At 38.4% G+C, this 21265-nt stretch carries 18 protein-coding genes; 3 read left to right on the forward strand and 15 right to left on the reverse strand.

Annotation, left to right across the window (positions count from 1 at the left end; genetic code table 11):
- Nucleotides 1–9: 9 nt before the first annotated feature.
- From HMPREF9072_RS01320 to lepA, 8 genes are all read right to left on the reverse strand, one after another.
- Complete coding sequence (locus HMPREF9072_RS01320) at nucleotides 10–744, reverse strand: shikimate dehydrogenase (RefSeq protein WP_009410144.1); 735 nt, start codon at nucleotides 742–744, stop codon at nucleotides 10–12.
- A 70-nt stretch (nucleotides 745–814) separates the two neighbouring features.
- Nucleotides 815–1795, reverse strand: coding sequence for a polyprenyl synthetase family protein (locus HMPREF9072_RS01325; RefSeq protein WP_002672409.1), 981 nt, complete (start codon nucleotides 1793–1795; stop codon nucleotides 815–817).
- Complete coding sequence (locus tag HMPREF9072_RS01330; protein WP_009410145.1) at nucleotides 1792–3642, reverse strand: DNA topoisomerase IV subunit B; 1851 nt, start codon at nucleotides 3640–3642, stop codon at nucleotides 1792–1794. Before HMPREF9072_RS01330 ends, HMPREF9072_RS01325 begins: the two co-directional genes overlap by 4 nt.
- A gap of 79 nt (nucleotides 3643–3721) precedes the next feature.
- Complete coding sequence (locus tag HMPREF9072_RS01335) at nucleotides 3722–4627, reverse strand: hypothetical protein (protein ID WP_009410146.1); 906 nt, start codon at nucleotides 4625–4627, stop codon at nucleotides 3722–3724.
- Nucleotides 4628–4665: 38 nt separating this feature from the next.
- Nucleotides 4666–5424, reverse strand: coding sequence for a hypothetical protein (locus tag HMPREF9072_RS01340; protein ID WP_009410147.1), 759 nt, complete (start codon nucleotides 5422–5424; stop codon nucleotides 4666–4668).
- A gap of 79 nt (nucleotides 5425–5503) precedes the next feature.
- Nucleotides 5504–6031: a hypothetical protein gene (locus HMPREF9072_RS01345; protein WP_157236437.1), complete on the reverse strand. Its 528-nt coding sequence runs from the start codon at nucleotides 6029–6031 to the stop codon at nucleotides 5504–5506.
- A gap of 22 nt (nucleotides 6032–6053) precedes the next feature.
- Nucleotides 6054–7376 carry an FRG domain-containing protein gene (locus HMPREF9072_RS01350; protein WP_009410149.1) on the reverse strand — a complete coding sequence of 441 codons (1323 nt, stop codon included), beginning with the start codon at nucleotides 7374–7376 and terminating at the stop codon, nucleotides 6054–6056.
- A 63-nt stretch (nucleotides 7377–7439) separates the two neighbouring features.
- Nucleotides 7440–9236: a translation elongation factor 4 gene (lepA, locus tag HMPREF9072_RS01355; RefSeq protein WP_009410150.1), complete on the reverse strand. Its 1797-nt coding sequence runs from the start codon at nucleotides 9234–9236 to the stop codon at nucleotides 7440–7442.
- A 316-nt stretch (nucleotides 9237–9552) separates the two neighbouring features.
- Here lepA and HMPREF9072_RS01360 point away from each other — a divergent pair, with 316 nt between their 5' ends.
- Nucleotides 9553–10737, forward strand: coding sequence for an alpha-hydroxy acid oxidase (locus tag HMPREF9072_RS01360; RefSeq protein ID WP_009410152.1), 1185 nt, complete (start codon nucleotides 9553–9555; stop codon nucleotides 10735–10737).
- Between the two features lie 91 nt (nucleotides 10738–10828).
- On the opposite strand, the gene HMPREF9072_RS01365 is transcribed toward HMPREF9072_RS01360, so the two are convergent.
- Genes HMPREF9072_RS01365 through HMPREF9072_RS01375 form a run of 3 tightly spaced genes read right to left on the reverse strand, consistent with a single transcriptional unit; the run spans nucleotide 10829 to nucleotide 13721 of the window.
- Entirely contained in the window at nucleotides 10829–11713 is an 885-nt protein-coding gene (locus HMPREF9072_RS01365) for a Ppx/GppA phosphatase family protein (RefSeq protein WP_009410153.1), read from the reverse strand.
- A gap of 7 nt (nucleotides 11714–11720) precedes the next feature.
- Nucleotides 11721–12779: a 4-hydroxythreonine-4-phosphate dehydrogenase PdxA gene (pdxA, locus tag HMPREF9072_RS01370; RefSeq protein ID WP_009410154.1), complete on the reverse strand. Its 1059-nt coding sequence runs from the start codon at nucleotides 12777–12779 to the stop codon at nucleotides 11721–11723.
- A gap of 24 nt (nucleotides 12780–12803) precedes the next feature.
- A complete protein-coding gene (locus tag HMPREF9072_RS01375) occupies nucleotides 12804–13721 on the reverse strand; it encodes a leucine-rich repeat domain-containing protein (protein ID WP_009410155.1) in 918 nt (305 codons plus the stop codon).
- Nucleotides 13722–13787: 66 nt separating this feature from the next.
- Here HMPREF9072_RS01375 and HMPREF9072_RS01380 point away from each other — a divergent pair, with 66 nt between their 5' ends.
- Nucleotides 13788–14687 (forward strand): GYDIA family GHMP kinase, encoded by a 900-nt coding sequence (locus HMPREF9072_RS01380; protein ID WP_009410156.1) that lies wholly within the window; start codon nucleotides 13788–13790, stop codon nucleotides 14685–14687.
- 328 nt (nucleotides 14688–15015) lie between these two features.
- On the opposite strand, the gene bshA is transcribed toward HMPREF9072_RS01380, so the two are convergent.
- Nucleotides 15016–16140, reverse strand: a complete 1125-nt coding sequence (bshA, locus tag HMPREF9072_RS01385) for an N-acetyl-alpha-D-glucosaminyl L-malate synthase BshA (RefSeq protein WP_009410157.1) — start codon at nucleotides 16138–16140, stop codon at nucleotides 15016–15018.
- A 100-nt stretch (nucleotides 16141–16240) separates the two neighbouring features.
- Here bshA and HMPREF9072_RS01390 point away from each other — a divergent pair, with 100 nt between their 5' ends.
- The gene (locus HMPREF9072_RS01390) at nucleotides 16241–16669 is read left to right on the forward strand and encodes a hypothetical protein (protein WP_009410158.1); all 429 of its coding nucleotides are present in this window, start codon (nucleotides 16241–16243) and stop codon (nucleotides 16667–16669) included.
- Between the two features lie 127 nt (nucleotides 16670–16796).
- Here HMPREF9072_RS01390 and HMPREF9072_RS01395 read toward each other — a convergent pair whose 3' ends face one another.
- The 3 genes from HMPREF9072_RS01395 to HMPREF9072_RS01405 are packed head-to-tail and all read right to left on the reverse strand — an operon-like array spanning nucleotide 16797 to nucleotide 21154.
- Nucleotides 16797–19166 (reverse strand): ATP-dependent helicase, encoded by a 2370-nt coding sequence (locus tag HMPREF9072_RS01395; protein WP_009410159.1) that lies wholly within the window; start codon nucleotides 19164–19166, stop codon nucleotides 16797–16799.
- Between the two features lie 32 nt (nucleotides 19167–19198).
- On the reverse strand, nucleotides 19199–20410 hold the full coding sequence (locus HMPREF9072_RS01400) for a metallophosphoesterase (protein WP_009410160.1): 1212 nt from the start codon (nucleotides 20408–20410) through the stop codon (nucleotides 19199–19201).
- An 18-nt stretch (nucleotides 20411–20428) separates the two neighbouring features.
- Complete coding sequence (locus HMPREF9072_RS01405; protein ID WP_009410161.1) at nucleotides 20429–21154, reverse strand: copper homeostasis protein CutC; 726 nt, start codon at nucleotides 21152–21154, stop codon at nucleotides 20429–20431.
- Nucleotides 21155–21265 lie beyond the last annotated feature (111 nt).

Genomic DNA, 21265 nt, shown 5'->3' on the forward strand with positions numbered 1-21265 from the left:
CTCTGCTTTTTATTCTTCATTCCATATTTTCCACGCTTTTTCAGCTTGAAGTTCTAACATTAGTTGCCCATTACAAATAATAGCTCCCTGCTTTTCTCCTCTGTGTAGAAATGTAGTTTGTGAAGGATTATAAATAAGGTCATAAAGTAAGTGCTCAGGAGTGAGATACTGATAAGGAATAGGAGGACAGTCATTAATATTAGGAAATGTACCTAAGGGAGTACAGTTAATAATAAGGTGATAATTTTCTATAATCTCTTTGGTAAGTTCTGTATAACCAAACTGATTTATCTGTGGTGTGCGAGAAACAAAACGATAATCAATATTTAGTTGCTTGAGCGCATAAGTAACAGCACTAGATGCACCTCCCGTACCTAAGATAAGAGCGTGAGTATGCTGTGGTTGCAATAAGGGAGATAATGATTTACTAAAGCCATAGTAGTCGGTATTATAGCCGACGAGTCCATCAGGAGTAACTTTTATAGTATTTACAGCTCCAATGGCTTGTGCAGTAGCATCAACGGTAGTAAGTAGCTTCATTATTTCTCGCTTATACGGAATGGTAACATTCATTCCTCGTAAATTGGGAGTGCTTTTTAAGAGAGCGGGTAATTCATTAAGATTTTGTATATCAAAATTGATATATTCACAATCATTAATACCTTCTCGTTTAAATTTCTCAGTGAAATATTTTCGAGAAAAAGAATAGCCAATATTACGACCCACAAGAGCAAAAATTGTCATAAGAAAACGCTTTTTTTAATAGATAAACTATACATATTATCTATATACTGAATGTTACCTCTTACCTAACTTAAATTTTCCTATCAATCACGTAATTTACCATTAGGGTTAAGGCTTCTTTATAAGGTGAGACTGGGAATTCATCCAATATATTTAGGGCTTTTTGTTGGAACTCTTTCATTTTAGTCGTAGCGTATTCCAGCCCTTTATGATTCTTTACAAATTCAATTACTTCCTTTACGCGTTTTTTGTCTTTGTTGTATTTTTTTACCGAATTGATAAGCCATTGTTTTTCTTCTTCAGAACAAGTATTGAGTACATAAATAAGTGGTAGGGTCATTTTTTGTTCTTTAATATCTATACCCGTAGGTTTGCCAATTGCGTCTTCGGTATAATCAAAAAGGTCGTCTTTTATTTGGAAAGCCATTCCTATGTATTCACCAAAGAGTCGCATTTTCTCTATCAGTTCGGTTTGTTCTGGCTGTACCGAACAAGCTCCCATCGCACAACAAGCGGCTATAAGCGTCGCGGTTTTCTGACGGATAATCTCGTAGTACACCTCTTCTACAATGTCTAACCGACGAGCTTTTTCTATCTGCAAGAGTTCGCCTTCACTCATTTCACGTACGGCTACCGAGATAATGCGCAATAGGTCGAAATCACCATTGTCTATAGAGAGTAGTAAGCCTTTAGAAAGTAGGTAGTCACCTACCAATACAGCTATCTTGTTTTTCCATAAGGCATTGATTGAGAAGAACCCTCGGCGCTTGTTGCTGTCGTCCACTACATCATCGTGTACAAGGGTAGCAGTGTGTATGAGCTCTATTACCGATGCTCCCCGATAGGTGCGTTCGCTCACCTTACCTCCCGATACCATCTTGGCTACTAAGAACACAAACATCGGTCTCATTTGCTTGCCTTTGCGATTTACAATATAGTAGGTAATACGATTCAGTAAGGCAACCTTAGACGACATCGAGCTACGGAACTTCTGTTCAAAAAGTTCCATTTCTTCACGGATAGGTTCTTTTATTTGAGCTGTTATCTTCATTGCTCGAAGTTGTCAATTTCTACTTTTAGATTATTGATGATAAACTCTTGACGGTCAGGAGTGTTTTTGCCCATATAGAACTCCAAGAGCTGTTCGGTATGGATAGTTTTGTCCATCATTACAGGGTCTAAGCGTATATCTTCTCCTATAAAATCTTTAAATTCATCGGGAGAGATTTCTCCCAATCCTTTGAAACGAGTAATTTCAGGTTTGCCCTTTAACTTGTCTATGGCTGCTTCCTTTTCTTCTTCGCTGTAACAATATATTTTTTGTGTTTTGTTGCGCACACGGAATAGAGGTGTTTGCAGTATATATAAATGCCCTTCTTTGATGATTTCGGGGAAGAACTGCAAAAAGAAAGTGATAAGCAAAAGACGAATGTGCATACCGTCTACATCGGCATCGGTGGCTACCACGATGTTATTGTAGCGAAGGTCGTCCATAGAGTCTTCAATATTTAAGGCGGCTTGTAATAGGTTGAACTCTTCATTTTCATACACTATTTTCTTACTCATTCCGTAGGTATTCAAAGGTTTACCACGTAGTGAAAAAACGGCTTGTGTGGTTACATCACGCGATTTGGTAATAGAGCCCGAAGCTGAATCTCCCTCAGTAATGAACAAGGTACTTTGTAGGGTACGCTCGTCTTTGGTATCGGTGAGGTGCACGCGACAGTCGCGTAGTTTACGGTTGTGTAAGCTTGCTTTTTTAGCTCTTTCTTTTGCCAATTTGCGAATACCTGCCAAGTCTTCACGTTCGCGTTGTGCCTGCATAATCTTCCGTTGTAGCGCATCGGATATCTCAGGGTTTTTATGTAAGAAATCATCTAAGTGGCGACTGATGAAATCATTGATATAGGTGCGCACAGAAGGCATTCCTTCTCCCATTTCGGTAGAACCGAGCTTGGTTTTCGTTTGGCTCTCAAACACAGGTTCCATCACTTTGATTGAGAGACCCGCGATGATAGACTTACGCACATCGGAGGCATCGTAGTTCTTTTTATAGAAGTCGCGAATGGTCTTTACATAAGCCTCTTTGAAAGCGTTGAGGTGTGTACCCCCTTGTGTAGTGTTCTGACCGTTTACAAAGGAGTAATACTCCTCGCTGTACTGAGTTTTGCTGTGAGATATGGCAATCTCAATATCTTCACCTCTAAGGTGAATGATAGGGTAAAGAAAATCCTCTTCATTGTTGTTTTCGGTGAGGAGGTCTTTGAGCCCGTTTTCAGAATAGTACTTTTCACCATTGTAGTTGATAGTAAGCCCTGGGTTGAGGTATACGTAGTTTTTGAGCATACGCACCACATACTCATTACGAAACTTGAAGTTCTTAAAGATAGTGTCGTCTGGAATAAAAGTTACGCTGGTACCGCGCCTTTTCTGGCTTTCCTCAATGGCGCTTTCTTCTTTTAGCAGACCTCTCTCAAAAATAGCCGATTTGCATTGACCATCGCGCACCGATTCCACTTTGAAGTAGGTAGAAAGAGCATTCACAGCTTTTGTACCCACCCCATTGAGTCCGATAGATTTCTTAAAAGCTCGGGAGTCGTACTTACCCCCCGTATTCATTTTCGATACTACATCTACTACTTTTCCTAAGGGAATACCGCGCCCATAGTCGCGTACTTCTACTTGGTTATCGGTGATTTTTACGTCGATGGTCTTACCAGCTCCCATCACGAACTCATCTATACAGTTGTCTATTACCTCTTTGAGAAGAATATAAATACCGTCGTCGGATGAAGAGCCATCGCCCAGCTTCCCGATATACATACCAGGGCGTGTGCGAATGTGTTCTTGCCAGTCCAAAGAGCGGATACTATCCTCGTCATATCTAATTTCTTCCATAAAGTTTACTTTCGTTTTTAGATGTGCAAAAGTATTAAAAATTATTCATATCCAAAAAATAAATATCTGTCTCCTTTGCTTACAATTGTTTTGAAAAACAATTATAACATAAAGGTGTTGCTACCGTTACTTTCTTCTCCTCTCCACAGCAATGGCAGTACTTCTCTTCGTAGAAACGGTTGCCGAACTTCACCCACGCTTCATAACAGCTGTCGCACAAAGGCTTCGAAGGGTCAAAAGGAATAGCGGTATTACAACGGATACAGTGTCCTTTTTTCTCTTCTTGTACGGCATTTTCCTGAGGTGTTTCGGTTTCTACAGCTCTTTCAGGGGTAGGCTCGCGTTCTGCGAGTGGTCTGTTCTCGGCATTTGCGTAGTTTTCGGGTACAAAAGAGGAATAGCGGATAGGCTTCACTTCTCTGTTAGACAATACATCGTTTACCAAATCCAAATGCACAGTAGAGCCTACATAGTCTTTCGCCAGACCTAAAAACTTCTTGTTGTAGTTAGGACGTTTGGCAAAGATAGTATAACCGCTGTCGAGTACACTCATAATGGTGTTTTTGGAAGTCTCGAAGAAGTTGTTTTTGTTCACAAGGTCGGTGAGGGCTTTTTCGGCGAGTACGCCAAACTCTACCTTGTTTACCAGCGAGTAATCCAAAAGGTTCATAGAGGTAATCACCGATTGCTTTTCGTTGGCATAATATTGTCCGTGTAACTGTGGAATATACACCATTGTGATATTCGGGAAGCCCAAAAAGTACTCAATATCTTCACGTTTACAATTTTCTTCTCCATTAGAGGTACTTTTACCAAACCCAATGAGTATATGCAGTTTGGTGTTGTTTAAAAGCTGTTTAAAAACATTGTCTTTGAGATAATTCCCCAGCTGAATATAAGGCGAAATGATAATAAGCTCCTTTTCCGCCTTAAAAAGGGTATCGTAAATAGTATCCGATAGTGGTTTTCCTGTTAAAAAGTCCATAGTATGTTTTTGTTAAGAGTGTGCTTAGTTTTAATACATTAAGGAGTAAAAGATATTTCTTGTATATCAGAAGTAGGTTTGATAATAACCTTATTCAGAGAGTCATTTTTGATAAATATGTAATCTGTTGTTTTATAGATGAAATATCTATTAGGGTCATTATATCTTAAAATAGTATCATTATTTTTTAACACTATATTAAATGTCTTTCGTCCTTTTTTTACATTTTTCATCTCTTTTGCCTCTTCTATTCCTATCATATATGAAGAGACAGAAAAAATAGCTATTCCTATTATAATAGCAAAGGTACTATCTAAAAAGAACCATATTATAACAATAGATACAATAACTAGGACTATTATTCCTGTACTTTGCAATGATAGAAAATTAGACTTGTATAAAAAAAACAAGCAAAATAAAAGAATAAGTATTAATAAGACTACCCTTATAATATTTATTTTACTCCTTACATTATTCTTGCCCATCTGAATAAGAAAAGCTAAAAATGGGGTGCAAAAAAGTATTACAATTGATATTAGAAAATAGTATAATAGTGATTTTATATAAAGAAAATTTATGCAATCACTAATATTAAAATATATTTCATAAGAAATACCAAACTCTCCTAAAAAAGAAGCTAAATATATAAAGCCTATAAGAATAAAAATAGGTATAGATATGATACTCATTAGAGTCCAATCAATTTTTTGTTGATTAATGTTTTTTTTATTTCTATTTTTCTCTAATAAAGAGCTACCTATAGAAGTGTAATGCTTATTTCTTTTAATAATTCTCATTTCTAAAAAAAATATTTATGTAAAATTTTTAATATTATAAATTAATATTTAACTTTGCTATTTAGCTCTGAAAAATCAATTAACATCCTAATATATCTTTCAACTTCTTATTAGTATCAAAAGTTTTATTTTTAAACTTATTAAGTGGGTTTGCAGAACCTCTCAGTACGTTTTCTAATATACTAATTTTAGAAGGCTTTTGAGCATTAGGATTATTTTTTATATTAATTAATACAAGAGAACAATTATTAAATGCATATTTTGAAGCCTCTCTATAACCTTTTTCATCTTTTGCTCCAAAACCTAATTTTTTCATAGAAATTACATATAGCAATCTATTAAACCATGCATTTGTTCTCAAATCAAAATGCTTAGCTATCCTTTCAGTAAAAGAAACTGTTTCAGCTTTTCCTACCAAAATAATATCCTCTTTTTCTTTAAAAATATATACTCCACATCCTCCTTCAATAAATTCATCATTATAATAAGTTAAGTCTTTAACTTTCAGTTCATTTAAAGGAATTCCTTCTGTTTTTCTAATTACTTCAATAAAGTCACCAAGTGTGAAATCTTCGTAATTTTCAAATTCTATAATATAGTTTTTCATATTCATTATTTTATAAGAATGATTACTTTTGAGTATACTTTTCTTTAATATAATCAGCTACTTTATCTATTTCAGGGAATAAAGAGCTTTCATTTATTCCTAATTTATCTAATTCTTTTATAATCTGTTCCTTATCTGAACTTTTAATTATTAATCTCTCTTTGACCTCTACCTGCTTATCAGACTTAGAAGAAGTATCTGTTCCTAAGTTATCAAATTCGTTTTCTTCAATTTCTACTTTTCCTCTTATTACCCATTCAGAAGGAACTTTTGCTATTTTCTTTAAAGGCTTTTCTTTAGGGGCTATTGTTAAATGAGTATCTTCAATTCCAAAGATTAAAAATGTTCCTTGTTGTCTTATTATACGTGGGTTGTCTAACTTAGGCTTAATTGCGAAAACACTTCCTACATCATCAGGATTAATTATGTTCTGAAAATAAGATTTATCTTCTTTTATGAAGTGTAATAGTTCCCCAAAAAAATTTTCATTAATATGCTCTCTTTCTTCCCATAAGAGATCTTCTGTTTTCTTCTCAAGTTTTTTAAGTAAAATGTATATTAATTGTTTTTTTTCTTCATCACAAGAGGACTGGAATTTATCTCTTATTATATTATTGATACATTCTTTTATTTCATTTGGATATAGATAGAAATTTTTATCTGTTATGTAATTGTCTATCGAATCTAATGACTCTTCTAATTTACTATCACAAGATTCTATGTGATTTTTGTTTTTTTCTTTTTCTACTTCATTTACATAGTTTTTGAGATGATAGTAATTCTCATTTTTGTAGAAAAAATCTTCTTTGCATTTAGCAAGATTAGCTAAAACAGCAATTCTATCACTATCAAAGTAGCGAATATTTTCGTTAGGAATATTAAGGATTATAACCTCTCCATCTATATTATCTTCTTTATAAAGAGGCTTTCCTTCCTTATTGAATTTAGGTTTCCCTTTCTTATCTATTTCTCTTTTAAATTTTTTAGATTTTTCACAAGCAAAATACAAAGCTACTAAAGCATTGGTTGTTAAGTCTAATAATCGTGTAGGGACACCATAATGTTGCATTAAAGCTAATGACTCTATAGCACTCTTGCCGCTAAAATCATAAGGTACTTTAGAAATCACATCTCTATAAATGTTATGCTCATTTATAATAAACTTTTCTTCTCGATAAACATAAGGTTTTAATTCATAAATTATATCAGAGTGTCCTCTATAGAATAAAGTTTTTTCATCTTCTATATTCCCTATATTCCTTATCAGTTCTAAAAACTGACTTACATTTTCTATATATGTTATGTTTTCAATACTCTTTGTATTCTTTGGTTTGTCTGTGTTCATACTTTCATTTGTTAGATTTTATTCTTAACTCTTTACCAAAGCAACCGCCTGCCCGTACTACGCTCAGTCATTCAACTTCAACACCGCCATAAACGCACTTTGTGGTATCTCTACGTTCCCCACTTGACGCATACGTTTCTTACCGGCTTTCTGTTTCTCTAAGAGCTTACGTTTACGCGAGATATCACCCCCATAACATTTAGCGGTAACGTCTTTGCGGAGCGCTTTAATAGTCTCACGCGAGATAATTTTAGCCCCAATAGCCGCTTGTATCGGAATGTCAAACTGCTGGCGCGGGATCAGCTCGCGGAGCTTCTCGCACATCTTCTTGCCTATATTATAAGCATTATCGGCGTGGATAAGGGCAGAGAGCGCATCTACCGACTGAGAATTAATGAGGATATCCACTTTCACGAGGTTAGAAGCGCGCATACCTATTGGCGAATAGTCAAACGAAGCATAGCCCTTGCTCACTGTTTTAAGTCGGTCGTAGAAGTCGAACACGATTTCGGCAAGTGGCATATCAAAGTTCAGCTCTGCACGCTCAGGGGTGAGGTAGTGCTGGTTGGTTATCTGTCCGCGTTTCTCAATACATAGCGACATTACCTGACCTATAAAATCGGACTTGGTAATGATGCTCGCCTTGATATATGGCTCTTCCACACGGTCTAATTTCGAAGGGTCGGGGAGGTCAGAAGGGTTATTTACGATAATCGCTTTTTCGGGTTCTTTCTTGGTAAAAGCGTGGTAACTTACGTTGGGTACGGTGGTAATCACGGTCATACCAAACTCGCGTTCCAAGCGTTCTTGCACGATTTCTAAGTGCAACATCCCTAAGAATCCACAGCGGAAACCAAAGCCCAAAGCGGTAGAACTTTCTGGGGTAAACACCAGCGAGGCATCGTTCAGTTGGAGTTTTTCCATTGAGGTGCGTAGCTCTTCGTAATCTTCGGTATCTACCGGATAAATTCCTGCAAATACCATTGGTTTCACGTTCTCAAAGCCGTCAATAGCTTCTTTACAACCGTCTACTGCCGAGGTAATCGTATCTCCTACTTTCACCTCACGCGCGTCCTTAATACCGGTGATAAGGTACCCCACATCGCCGGTGCCAATCACTTGCTTGGGCACTTGGTTGAGTTTAAGCGTACCCACCTCGTCGGCATCGTAAATTTTGCCGTTGGACATAAACTTGATTTTCTGCCCTTTGCGTATTTCACCGTTCATCACCCGGAAGTAAGTCTCCACCCCGCGGAAGGAGTTGTATACCGAGTCAAATATCAACGCTTGTAGTGGTGCCTTAGGGTCGCCAGTAGGAGCAGGAATACGCTCTATAATAGCCTCTAAAATTGCCTCTACGCCCAAACCTGTTTTTCCGCTGGCAGGGATAATCTCATCGGGCGAACAACCTAATAGGTCTACTATATCGTCTTTCACCTCTTCGGGGTTAGCACTGGGTAGGTCTATTTTGTTGAGTACGGGAATGATTTCAAGATCGTTTTCTAGAGCCAAGTAGAGGTTAGAAATCGTCTGTGCTTGTATGCTTTGGGCAGCATCTACGATCAGGAGTGCCCCCTCGCAAGCAGCGATGGAGCGCGATACCTCATAAGAAAAATCTACGTGACCGGGGGTATCGATAAGGTTGAGAATATACGTTTCGCCTTTGTACACATATTCCATTTGTATCGCGTGGCTCTTGATAGTGATACCGCGCTCACGCTCCAAGTCCATATTGTCGAGCAATTGGTCTTGTTTTTCGCGTTCGGTTACGGTTTGGGTAAAGTCGAGCAAACGGTCGGCTAAGGTACTCTTCCCGTGGTCGATATGTGCAATAATGCAGAAATTACGTATGTTCTTCATTTGTTTCTTAGTGTTTAGTTTTTAGTGATGAGTTGTGAGTTGTCTGTACCGAGAGACAACGAACTAATAATTAAAGGTGCAAAGATAGAAAATAATTGTCAATTCACAAATTGAAAGTTCTATCGTGCTTCAAAGAGGTTCTCATTTGTAGTCTGTCGGATTATTTGCAATATTTTTTTGATTGTAAATTTACTTTTTCAAAAGAAAAAGTTGCTAAATCAAAATTATTGTTTATATTTGCGACCAAATTAGAAAAAGAAAACAATATCTATTTCTTTAAAAGTATTAAGATTATCAATTTAAAAAACTTATCCAAATGAGAGATTTAACTAAAATGACAAACATTGAGGACTTGCGTGTGGTGTGTAAACGCAACGTCCCTAAGATGTTCTATGAGTATGTAGACACCGGCTCTTGGACTGAATCAACTTACAGAGAAAATGTTTCCGATTTTAATCCTATTAAATTCCGTCAACGCATATTAGTGGATATGGATAACCGTACCCTCGAAAGTACTCTTTTAGGGCAAAAGGTAAAGTTTCCCGCTATGACGGCTCCTGTTGGCTTTATGGGAATGATGTGGGCTGATGGTGAAATCCATATGGCAAAAGCCGCTCAAAAATTTGGAATCCCCTTTACGCTTTCTACGATGTCTATCTGCTCTATCGAAGATTTGGTAGAAGCAGGAGTAGAGCCCTTTTGGTTTCAGTTGTATGTAATGCGCGACCGCGATTTTATGAAAGACCTTATTCGTCGTGCTAAAGATGCTAAATGCTCTGCTTTAATGATAACCGTAGATTTGCAGGTGCTCGGCAATCGTCATCGCGATATCAAGAATGGACTTTCCACCCCGCCTAAGTTCACCATCCCTAATATGATTAATCTTTCTACTAAAATTCCTTGGGGATTGCGCTATGTGTTTGGCAATCGCCGTTGGACATTCCGCAATATTGCAGGTCACGCAAAAAGCGTATCCGACCTCTCTTCACTTTCCTCTTGGACAAAAGAGCAGTTCGACCCAAGTCTTAGTTGGAAAGATATCGCCGAAATTAAAGAATTGTGGGGGGGACTTATCATCTTAAAGGGTATTATGACTCCTGAAGATGCTATCGAAGCTGTGAAATATGGTGCCGATGCGATTATTGTGTCTAACCACGGAGGTCGCCAGATGGACGATACTATTTCCACTATCAAAGCACTCCCCGATATTGTAAGTGCCGTAGGTAGCCAAACCGAAGTATGGATAGACTCTGGTTTCTATACAGGGCAAAATATGCTCAAAGCGTGGGCGTTAGGAGCCAAAGGTATTATGCTTGGTCGTGCTCCTGTATATGGGCTCGGTGCTTATGGCGAAGAAGGCGTAACACGTGCTTTGCAAATATTATATGACGAAATGGATACTACTATGGCTTTTTCAGGTCATCGTAACCTCCAAGATGTAGATAGTAGTATTTTAGTAGAGGGTACTTACCCTCTGCCAAGCAATAATTTCCGAGTTTAGTTTAACTTTCATTGTAAAAAGAAAGAGCTTAATACATCATTTGTATTAAGCTCTTTCACTTTTTATTACAAACTATTAAAATTTAAATCACTTATCCTTCATTATAAATGCTCCTTACAATCCCGTCGGCAAGACCAATACGGGGTACGTGTACAATTTCTGCTCCTGACCATTTCATCGCATTGATGAACACTGTAAGTGCATACAGAATTACGTCGGCACGGTCGGGATTAAAGCCTAAGAGCCTGATGCGTTCATCGTAAGTAAATCCCGATACATAGTTATAGTAATCGGTGAGGTACTGATAGCTCAGTGGTTCTCCTTCTCTGCTGTTGGAGTTCTTGTGTATCTTGTTGATGTTCCCTCCTGAACCAATGGCTTCTATATGCTCACAGTCTTTCGTATGCTTTTTTATCCAGTGTTCTACTTCTTCCCACGTTTTATTGCTTACTTTGTTGTCTAATAAACGTACTGTACCTATGGGGAACGAACGCGACTTCTTTACCTTCCCCTTCGAGAAGACTGTAAACTCAGTACTACCCCCGCCTACGTCTATGTATAGGTAATCTTTATCTTTTTGTATTAAACTTGAAATATCGGTAGAGGCAATAATGCTCGCCTCTTCGGCGCCATCTATAATATCTATGCGCACTCCTGTACGTTTGTATACCTCATCGGCTACTTGTTGCCCATTGGTAGATTCTCGCATTGCCGAGGTCGCACAAGCGCGATACTTTTCCACTTGGTTTACTTTCATCAGCAAACTGAACGCTTGCATCGTGTCTGCCAATCTATCGGTGTTTTCTTCTGAGATGAGTCCGTCTAAAAACACATCAGCTCCCAAACGGATAGGCACGCGCACCAAGCTGGCTTTGGTAAATTTCGGAGCTTCGTTAGGCTCTTCCAATACGTTCGAGATGAGCAATCTCACCCCGTTCGACCCTATGTCTATCGCTCCTAATTTTTTGATATTCATTTCGTAATTATTTGTCTTTGTCCATTTCTAAAGAGCGCACTTTTAGCGGGTTTTTGGTCAGTTCAGCGTACTCTTCACGGTTTCTAAACACATCTAAAGCAGTGAAAATAGCGTGACGGAACGACTCAGGGTCGGCAATGCCCTTGCCTGCTATTTCGTAAGCCGTACCGTGGTCGGGCGAAGTGCGTACTTTGCTAAGTCCTGCTGTATAGTTCACACCACTACCAAAGGCAATGGTTTTGAACGCGATAAGCCCTTGGTCGTGGTAAGGTGCTAATACCGCATCGTAGTTCCGGTAGGTTTGTGAACCGAAGAAACTATCGGCAGCAAAAGGTCCAAATACCAATATATTCTCATCGAAATACAGCTTTTTCAAGGCTGGGCGTAACACTTCGTCATCTTCGTTACCTATCACGCCTTTGTCTCCGCAATGTGGATTAATGCCCAATACGGCTATTTTAGGGCGTTGTAAGCGGAAGTCCTTAATGAGTGATTCGTTCATCAGGCGCGCTTTCTCCATAATGAGGGCTTCTGTAATAAGAGAAGAAACCTTTTTTAAAGGCACGTGGTCAGTAAGTAAACCCACTTTCAGGTCTTCGCTCACCATAAACATCAGGCTAGTACCGTTGAGCTCTTGTGCCAAATAATCGGTGTGACCAGGGAAGTGAAACGCGTCCGACTGTATGTTGTTCTTATTGATAGGAGCGGTTACCAGTACATCAATACTGTTGTTTTTTAATGCTTCCACCGCAGCTTGTAATGATAAAAAGGCATATTTGCCACCTTCTTCGGTTTCTTGTCCGAAGGTAACCGTAGGTGTTTCTTTCCAGCAGTTTAGCACATTTAGCTTGCCGTCAATAGCAGCTTCCACACTCTCAATTCCTTGAAAATTGGCAGTGGTATTGAAATGTTTCTTCTGAAAAGAAACTAACTTGTTCGAAGCAAAAATAATAGGCGTACACAATTCCAATATTTGGTGGTCTTCAAAGGTTTTTAGGATAATTTCAAGCCCTATACCGTTCATATCACCAATGGAAATTCCTACTTTTATGGGTTTTTCTTTCATAAAATGAAATACATTTTAAGGTACTTATTCTTCTCTCTGAGTGTAGAATACGCTTATTCTGGGCAAGCGTTTTTCTACTTCTTCGTATTGCTGAGTAGTGAAATTACGGTTGTTGATGTACAAAACACCCTTCCACTGTATTTTCTCTATCGATTTTATAAATTGTTTGAAATCAAGCGGATTGTCGTTGATATTCACGTAAGTTAATCGTGGATTTTCAGCCAATGCTTGTGGTAATTTAGTGAGGTTGTTCGCATTGAAGTATACGTTTTCTAACTTTGGCAAACGTCCCACTGAGGCAGGCACTTCGCTAAGCGCAGCATTGCGCAACGATAGTTCTTCAAGTAGTGGCAACTTGTCGAAGTTATCAGGAAGTACTTTTATTTTGTTCTTCGTGTCAAACTGACTGATGATAAGTGATTTCAACTTAGGTAAAGCAAACACTTGCTCTGGGAAATCTGTAAATTCAGCTCCTTCAAACTTCAAATTTTCTAACTGTTTTAAGTTCATAAGTGACGCAGGCACTTCGGTAATCGGGTTATAGATATCTATAGTTTGCAAAGCCGAAAGACTGCCGATGTTCTCAGGTAATTTGCTGAGGTTATTGAGGCGTAATACCAATACTTTTAGTGTTTTATTTTCAACACTTAGCTCAGGAAATGAAGCTATCCCCACTTCCTTTATTTCCAATACTTCAAGTTGCTGTGCTTCACTGAAAAGCCTTCTCAATAAAGCCTCACTTACTTGCACTTCATTATTTGAATTGCTATAAATTCTAACTTCTTTTAGCTTAGTAAAGTTAGTCTTCATAAGCTCTTCAGCGCTCCTGAAACTTTGTTCATCTCCGCTGGTAGTGGCAATTCTTATTTGCATAGATTGTGCCCCTGCAACAAACGGAATTGCGAGGGCAAACACGCATAAAAGTTGTTTTATTTTTTTCATTGTTCTATTTTTTATCTGTAAATAATTATTACTTTTGTCCTTTCAGAGTGCAAAGATATAAAAAATATGGGAGTAACACAAACTTATTCTTTTCATAGTAATGGTAAATTGCTCATTACGGGCGAATATGCGGTGCTCGACGGGGCGCTCGCTTTTGCTTTACCCACCCAAAAAGGACAGACATTGAAGGTAACAGAAGGAGCAAATGAAAACCGATGGCAAGCCTTTGATGCCAACGGTGATTTGTGGTTCGACAGTGCGACACTCACTACTGAAACCGACCAACAAATAGCGCAAACATTGCAAAAAATTCTCACTACGGCTACTCTCCTCAACCCCAATTTCAAAGATAAATGGCTACACTCTCAAGTGCAAACTCATTTAGAGTTCCCTCGTTTGTGGGGCTTAGGCACTTCCTCTACACTCATCAACAATATAGCACAGTGGGCAGCCGTAAATCCATACGAACTGCTTTTTAAGAGTTTTGGTGGCAGTGGTTACGATATCGCTTGTGCCAAAAGCAATACCCCATTGTTGTATAAGTTGGAAGGAGGCAAACCACATAGTTACCCTTTGCGCTTTCTTTTTCCTCATACGCATCAAATCTACTTCGTTTATCTCAATCAGAAACAAAATAGCAAGGACGGAATTGCGCGTTATCGGTCAGTAACTAAAAGTAAACGCAAACTTGCTGAGAGCATTACTCGCCTTACTGAACAGTTTGTTTTAGCGCACACCGTAACCGATGTTTGCCAGATATTAAACGAACACGAAACCCTCATTAGCAACTACTTGAGTATGCCCACCGTTAAAGAGCATCTTTTCCCCGATTTCAATGGCACAGTGAAGAGTTTGGGCGCTTGGGGAGGTGATTTTGTATTAGCCATTTCCGAAACCGAAGATACCCCCGCTTATTTTGCCTCCAAAGGTTTTGATACTTGCGTCCCTTACAACGAAATGATATAACATAAACCTCTGAATTGCTATTGTTGCATTTTTTCTGTTAAAATTGAGGTTTTACCCTTAATTTATTCAATATTTTAAAATCGTCTTATCTCCCTCTGATATTCAGTATAGTAAGCTCATTCCTTCGTCTTTCCTTCGTCTTTTGTTCGTCTTTCCTTCGCTTTAGCTTCGAGTTTCCTATAAGTTACCTATAAGATACGATAATGTTTAGTTGTGCTGTTTTTCAGTACTTTATAAATTTGGGGCTAAAAAATATTTTACTGTCTTATTTTGAAGAAAAATAGCTGTTTTAGCTATTTTTAACAGAAAAAACGCAAAAGTACTTTTCCTATTTATTGTCGATAGCACTATAGTAAAGTGCTTCATACATTGGCACTATTTTATCCTCGTCAAAACGTTCGGCTACTTTGCGGGCATTCTGTTTAAATTGTGCCAATCGGTTTTTGTTTTCAAGTATGTAAATAGCCTTCTCAGCCATTGCTTTTACATCGCCTATGGGGCACAGATAGCCCGATACGCCCTCTTCATTCACTTCTGGAAGTCCTCCGGTATTGCTCGATACTACCGGAACGCCTGCTGCCATTGCTTCTAATGCCGAAAGTCCAAAACTCTCAGAGGCAGAAGGGAGTAAGAATAAATCGGTGAAACACAAAATGCGGTCTATATCAGAAGTATTACCTAAAAACAGCACTTTGCTTTTGATGCCTAAATCCTTGCAGAGCTGGTCGGCTATCTCGCGCTCAGGTCCGTCACCTACCATTATGAGCTTAGCAGGAAGTTTCTGCTGAATGCCATAAAAAATTCTCACCACATCGTCTATGCGTTTTACCTTCCTAAAATTACTAATGTGTGTAACGATGAGTTCCTCAGGCTTTGCCATTACAGTGCGTTTGCAAGGAGAAGTTTCTTTGGATTTTTTTATATTTGTGAAGTTAGGAATTACTTTAATATCTTTATCTATACGGAAAAGTCTTAAAGTATCTTGCTTCAAACTCTCGGACACTGAAGTTACAATATCCGATTCGTTAATGCTAAACGTGACTGCCTCTTTGTAAGTAGGGTGGTTGCCCACAAGGGTAATATCGGTGCCGTGAAGAGTCGTTACCATAGGTACTTCTATTCCTTCTCGTTTGAGCATTTGTTTAGCCATATAACCTGCATAAGCGTGCGGAATAGCGTAATGCACGTGCAAAATATCTATGTGATAGGTTTTTATCACATAAGCCATTTTGCTGGACAATGCTAGTTCGTAAGGCTGGTAGTGAAACAAGGGGTATTCCTCTACGTGCACTTCGTGAAAGTGAATGTTCATCTCCAAGAAGTCTAAACGCACGGGGTAACTATACGTGATAAAGTGCACCTGATGACCTTTGCGAGCTAAGGCAAGCCCGAGTTCGGTAGCTACAACACCACTCCCTCCAAAGGTAGGGTAACACACTATGGCTATATTCATATTTGATATATATTAGAGAGGCAAAGGTACTAATTTTTCTGTGGGTATTGAAAATATTAACAAAAAATTATATCTTTGTACTCAGTAAATAGCGTTCTATATGAAAACTTTAGATTCTTTTATAAATATTAAAAACGGCGATTTTCTCCTTATAAAAGGAGAGACCATTACTGCCGATACTACTTTTGCAATTCTTAGAGAACGTTTTCCTAATAACAAAGTATGGGACGTAGGGACAGGCTATTATTGGTTGTATTTCAGCGATTGTTCTTTTGAGGGGAAGTTATTTAATGTGTCGCTTTGTTTTGAAGGAGAACAGCTAAAATTCTTAGGTTTTGCAATGAAGAATGAAAAACAAACCTCGTGGGACGATTGGAGTGAAGTATACGAATTGCAGACTGAAAAATATTATGACCAATGGCTTACAACACATATAGGCAAGGAACGCACTTTCTCTTGGGGAACTATTAAGTCTATTTACGACCACAAAGGAGGGGGTACAGCTATTTGGGTGAATTATAACAAATAAAAGAGGCTTTCTATAAAGCTATAGAAAACCTCTTGTTATCGAGTAAGCCTCTCAGTGAGAGGAATTGGTACCTCAGCTTAAAAGCTATAATGCTCTTTAATTTGAAATGACGAATAGGTAAAGCGGGTTATAAATCTTCGTTCAAACTATCAATAATAGTTAGTTTAGCAAAGCGTAATAATATATTTTTTAAGCCTCCTGTCTCGAAATTTATTTGCGCCTTTTTATCATTTCCTGTTCCCTCCAATGAAATTACTTTACCACGACCGAAACGTTCGTGATAAACTGCTGTTCCTATATCCAGTCCGTTATAAGTATTTTTATTATTACTATTAGAATTATACAAAGCATTCACAGGTTTTAACTTCCTGAGTTTTTGTTGTTCTTCTCCTGTTGGGGCGTTTTTATGAGGAGGTATTCCACTTATAGGTTTCTGCAAACGTAGTTTACTTTTATCTACTTCACCAAAAATATCCCTATCAATAAGTGGTTTATATCGATAATTAGGATTAGAAATAGAAGGTGTAAGATACTGCAGATAACGTTCATCTATTTCTTCGATAAATCTACTTGGCTCGGCATCAGAAAGTTTTCCCCAACGATAACGGTTTTCTGCATAAGTTAAATAGGCTTGTTTCTCAGCACGGGTGAGTGCTACATAAAATAACCTTCTTTCTTCTTCCAAATCATTACGTGATTGTATGCTCATTGCCGAAGGGAACAAATCTTCTTCCATCCCTACCACGTATACATACGGAAACTCCAATCCTTTTGCCAAGTGAATAGTCATCAAAGCTACACGGTCATCATCACCTATCTCTTTATCCATATCAGTAGCCAACGCAACATCTTCTAAATATTCTGAAAGACTTGCCCTGCTATCTGCTACATCTTCTTGTCCTTCTACAAAATCTTTCATACCATTAAGCATCTCTTCGATGTTTTCCATTTTGGCTATACCCTCGGGGGTACCATCTTTTTTAAACTCTTGCAAAAGCCCTGTTTTCTTTGCGACTTGCTCGGCAACTTCAAAAGCGTTTGCTTTTTGATTGAGTGCTTGAAAGTTAAGAATCATTACCACAAAATCAGTAAGTTTTTGTTTTGTAGTAGTATTGATGTGCAATTCTGGAAGTTTATTGATGTTATACATTATCTCGAAGATAGACTTCTTATAATGATTTGCTGCCAAAGTAAGCTTTTCCATTGTAGTTTCTCCAATGCCTCGTGCAGGAAAATTAATAATGCGCACCAAAGCTTCCTCATCATTTGGATTGATAATAAGTCTCAAATAAGCAAGCATATCTTTGATTTCCTTGCGTTGGTAGAATGACAATCCGCCATAGATGCGGTATGGAATGTCACGTTTTCTAAGGGCATCTTCAATAGCACGCGATTGTGAATTAGTGCGATAAAGCACCGCAAAATTACCATTAGGAAGCTGGTATTGCATCTTGTTTTCAAAGATAGAGCTCGCTACAAAACGACCTTCATCAGCATCAGTAGGGCTTCTATGAACTTTAATAGGCTCACCTAATTCATTTTCGGTGAAAACTACCTTTTCCAATCGTATTTTATTGTGTTCTATCACGCTATTAGCTGCTTCCACAATGTTTTTTGTAGAACGATAATTTTGCTCTAACTTATATTCTTTTGCCTCTGGATAATCATTTTTGAAATTGAGAATATTATTGATGTTTGCTCCCCTAAAAGCATAAATACTTTGCGCATCATCTCCTACTACACAAATGTTATGAAAACGGTCTGCCAAAGCCTTCACGATAAGATACTGAGAGTGATTGGTATCTTGATACTCATCTACCAGAATATACCTAAACCTATTTTGATATTTTGCCAATACATCAGGATATAGATTGAGGAGTTCATTTGTTTTCAGCAGTAAATCGTCAAAATCCATTGCTCCTGCTTTAAAACACCTGTCTACATATTCTTGATAAATTTCTCCTAAACGTGGTTGTCTTGCCATTGCATCAGCTTCCATCAGTTCAGGATTATTAAAATAGGCTCTCACCGTAATAAGACTGTTTTTAAAGGAAGAAATACGCGATTGTATTCGTTTATATTTATAGATATCCTTGTCTAACTCCATCTCCTTAATGATGCCATTAATAAGACGCTGAGAGTCTTGGGTATCATATATAGTAAAATTTTGAGGATATCCCAATTTATCGGCTTCGATGCGCAAGATTTTGGCAAAAACAGAGTGGAATGTACCCATCCATAGGTTCTTTGCTTCGTTGTTGCCTACAAGACTGGCAATACGCTTTTTCATTTCGTTGGCAGCCTTATTAGTAAAGGTAAGAGCAAGGATATTGAAAGCATCTACTCCTTCTCGCATCAAGTTGGCTATACGATAAGTAAGCACGCGAGTTTTACCAGAGCCTGCTCCTGCTATCACGATGATAGGTCCATCTTTTTGAAGCACGGCAGCACGTTGAGGAGCATTTAGACTTTCTAATTCCTTTAAAAATGTATCCATAATAATCTTCGCAAAAGTATGATGTATGTATATTATCCTCGTTTGAGTTCTATGACAGTAATTTCAGGCCATACGCCTAATCTTCCAGGAAATGCGTGATACCCAAACCCACGATTTACGTTTAAATATTGTGCTCCTTCTTGATACATACCTCCCCAATATTTATAAATATATTGTGAGGGACTCCACCGCCATTGGGGTATTTCAATCCCGCACTGCATTCCGTGTGTATGACCGCTAAGGGTGAGTGCTATGTTCTTTTTCTCGGGCAAAACAATTTCTTGAAAATGAGTAGGGTCGTGACTCATCAGTATTTTAAAATCTTCTTCGTTTACTCCCTCCATAGCTTTATTGAGGTCGCCGTATTTAGAGAACCTGCCGCGCCCCCAGTTTTCAACGCCTATAAGGGCAATCTTTTCGCCATTGCGTTCTAAATAGCGATGTTCATTGAGGAGCAAGTCCCAACCCATTTCCTTTTGTAAATCAAACAAGTGTTCTAAGTTCTTGCGCTTGGCTTCAACGCTTTCCCAAGAAGAGTAATCGCCATAATCGTGGTTACCCATAATAGAAAAGACACCATCAGGAGCGTGCAACGTAGCAAACAAGCTTTTCCAATCGTGAACCTCCTCTGCCAAGTTATTTACTAAATCGCCCGTAAAAAGAATGACATCACTCTTTTGAGCATTGATAAGTTCTACCCCATAACGTATCTTTTCATAATTGTCAAAACTTCCACAGTGAATATCCGAGATTTGAGTAATTCGATAGCCATCGAACGCCTTAGGAAGGTCGGGAAAATAAAGGGTATACTTCCATACCTTGTAATTGTACTTTCCTTTAAAAATAGCGTAGAGGATAGAGGCAAAAGGAATAGCCGCCAAGCCCCAACCCAGCATACTGATAAACTTGCGTCGTGAGGGCAAACGAGGAGCGTTTTGCTTTTTCTTGCTGAAAAGAGCGCGTATAAGCCGAGTAATATCTTCTATAAACAAAGGCAAACTGACAAATAAGCAGATGATGAGCCACGTAAGTAGTCCTGCCACAGCATATTGCTGAGGAGCACTCCACACCGTTTTACCTCTGTTGAACCAATGATAAAGAAGGTTGAGAACAATCGCTACTGCTATTCCCCAGAAAGTCCAATGTATCCATCGTGCTGTGGCAAGTGTCTTTAAACTTCTGCTAGCATAAAAACTCAATAAGAAATACAGCGTAAAGATACTGATAAGTATAATATAAATCATAGAATATTTGCCTATTCGTTAATTTGCTAATTTGCTAATAATCTCACGAATAACTTTAACGTTAGAAATAGGTCTTTTGGTTTCATCTAAAAAACTTTCTGTTTTGAACGAGAAAGGTAAGGTAGTACCTAAATCTTCGAAAACAGTACCTGAGAAATGTACTTCGGTAAAACCGGCAGCTTTTATCTGCACGATACTTTGCGCATTGATACCACCACCGGGCATAATAGTAGGTTGTCCTCCGCCAATGCGATTGAGTTCTTTTAGAAGAGCGAGCCCCTCAATAGCCGATTTCTTACCTCCTGAGGTGAGAATGCGTTTCACTCCCAAACGTTTCAAGGTTTGAATAGCTACAATGGGGTCGGGGGCACAGTCGAAAGCGCGATGATAGATAAATTCCATATCACCAGAGGCTTCAATGAGGCGTGCGGTGCGTTCTTCATCGATGGTATTATCGCGGTGCAACACACCCGTTACTACGCCCATACAACCCAGCTCACGGCAAAGAACAATATCGCGCAACATTACATCGAATTCTTCTTCGGTATAAGTGAAATCGCCACTGCGCGGACGTATCAGCACACAATTGCCGATGCTCAGCTCGTCCATTACTTTTTTAATCAATCCGTAGCTGGGAGTGATGCCTCCTACTCCCAATTCACTGCATAATTCAATGCGAGTAGCACCTGCTTCTTGTGCATTTTTAGCCGACTCGAATGAGCTGGCACATATTTCATAAATCATAATGTCTTTGTTAATTTGGAGTGCAAAGGTAGAGAATAATTAGCAAATGAGCAAAATTTTAATTAATGGTTAATGGAGAAATTGGGAGAGGATTATATAAAGCTTATAAGA

It is taken from the genome of Capnocytophaga sp. oral taxon 324 str. F0483, from assembly GCF_000318315.2.
Lineage (GTDB): Bacteria > Bacteroidota > Bacteroidia > Flavobacteriales > Flavobacteriaceae > Capnocytophaga > Capnocytophaga ochracea.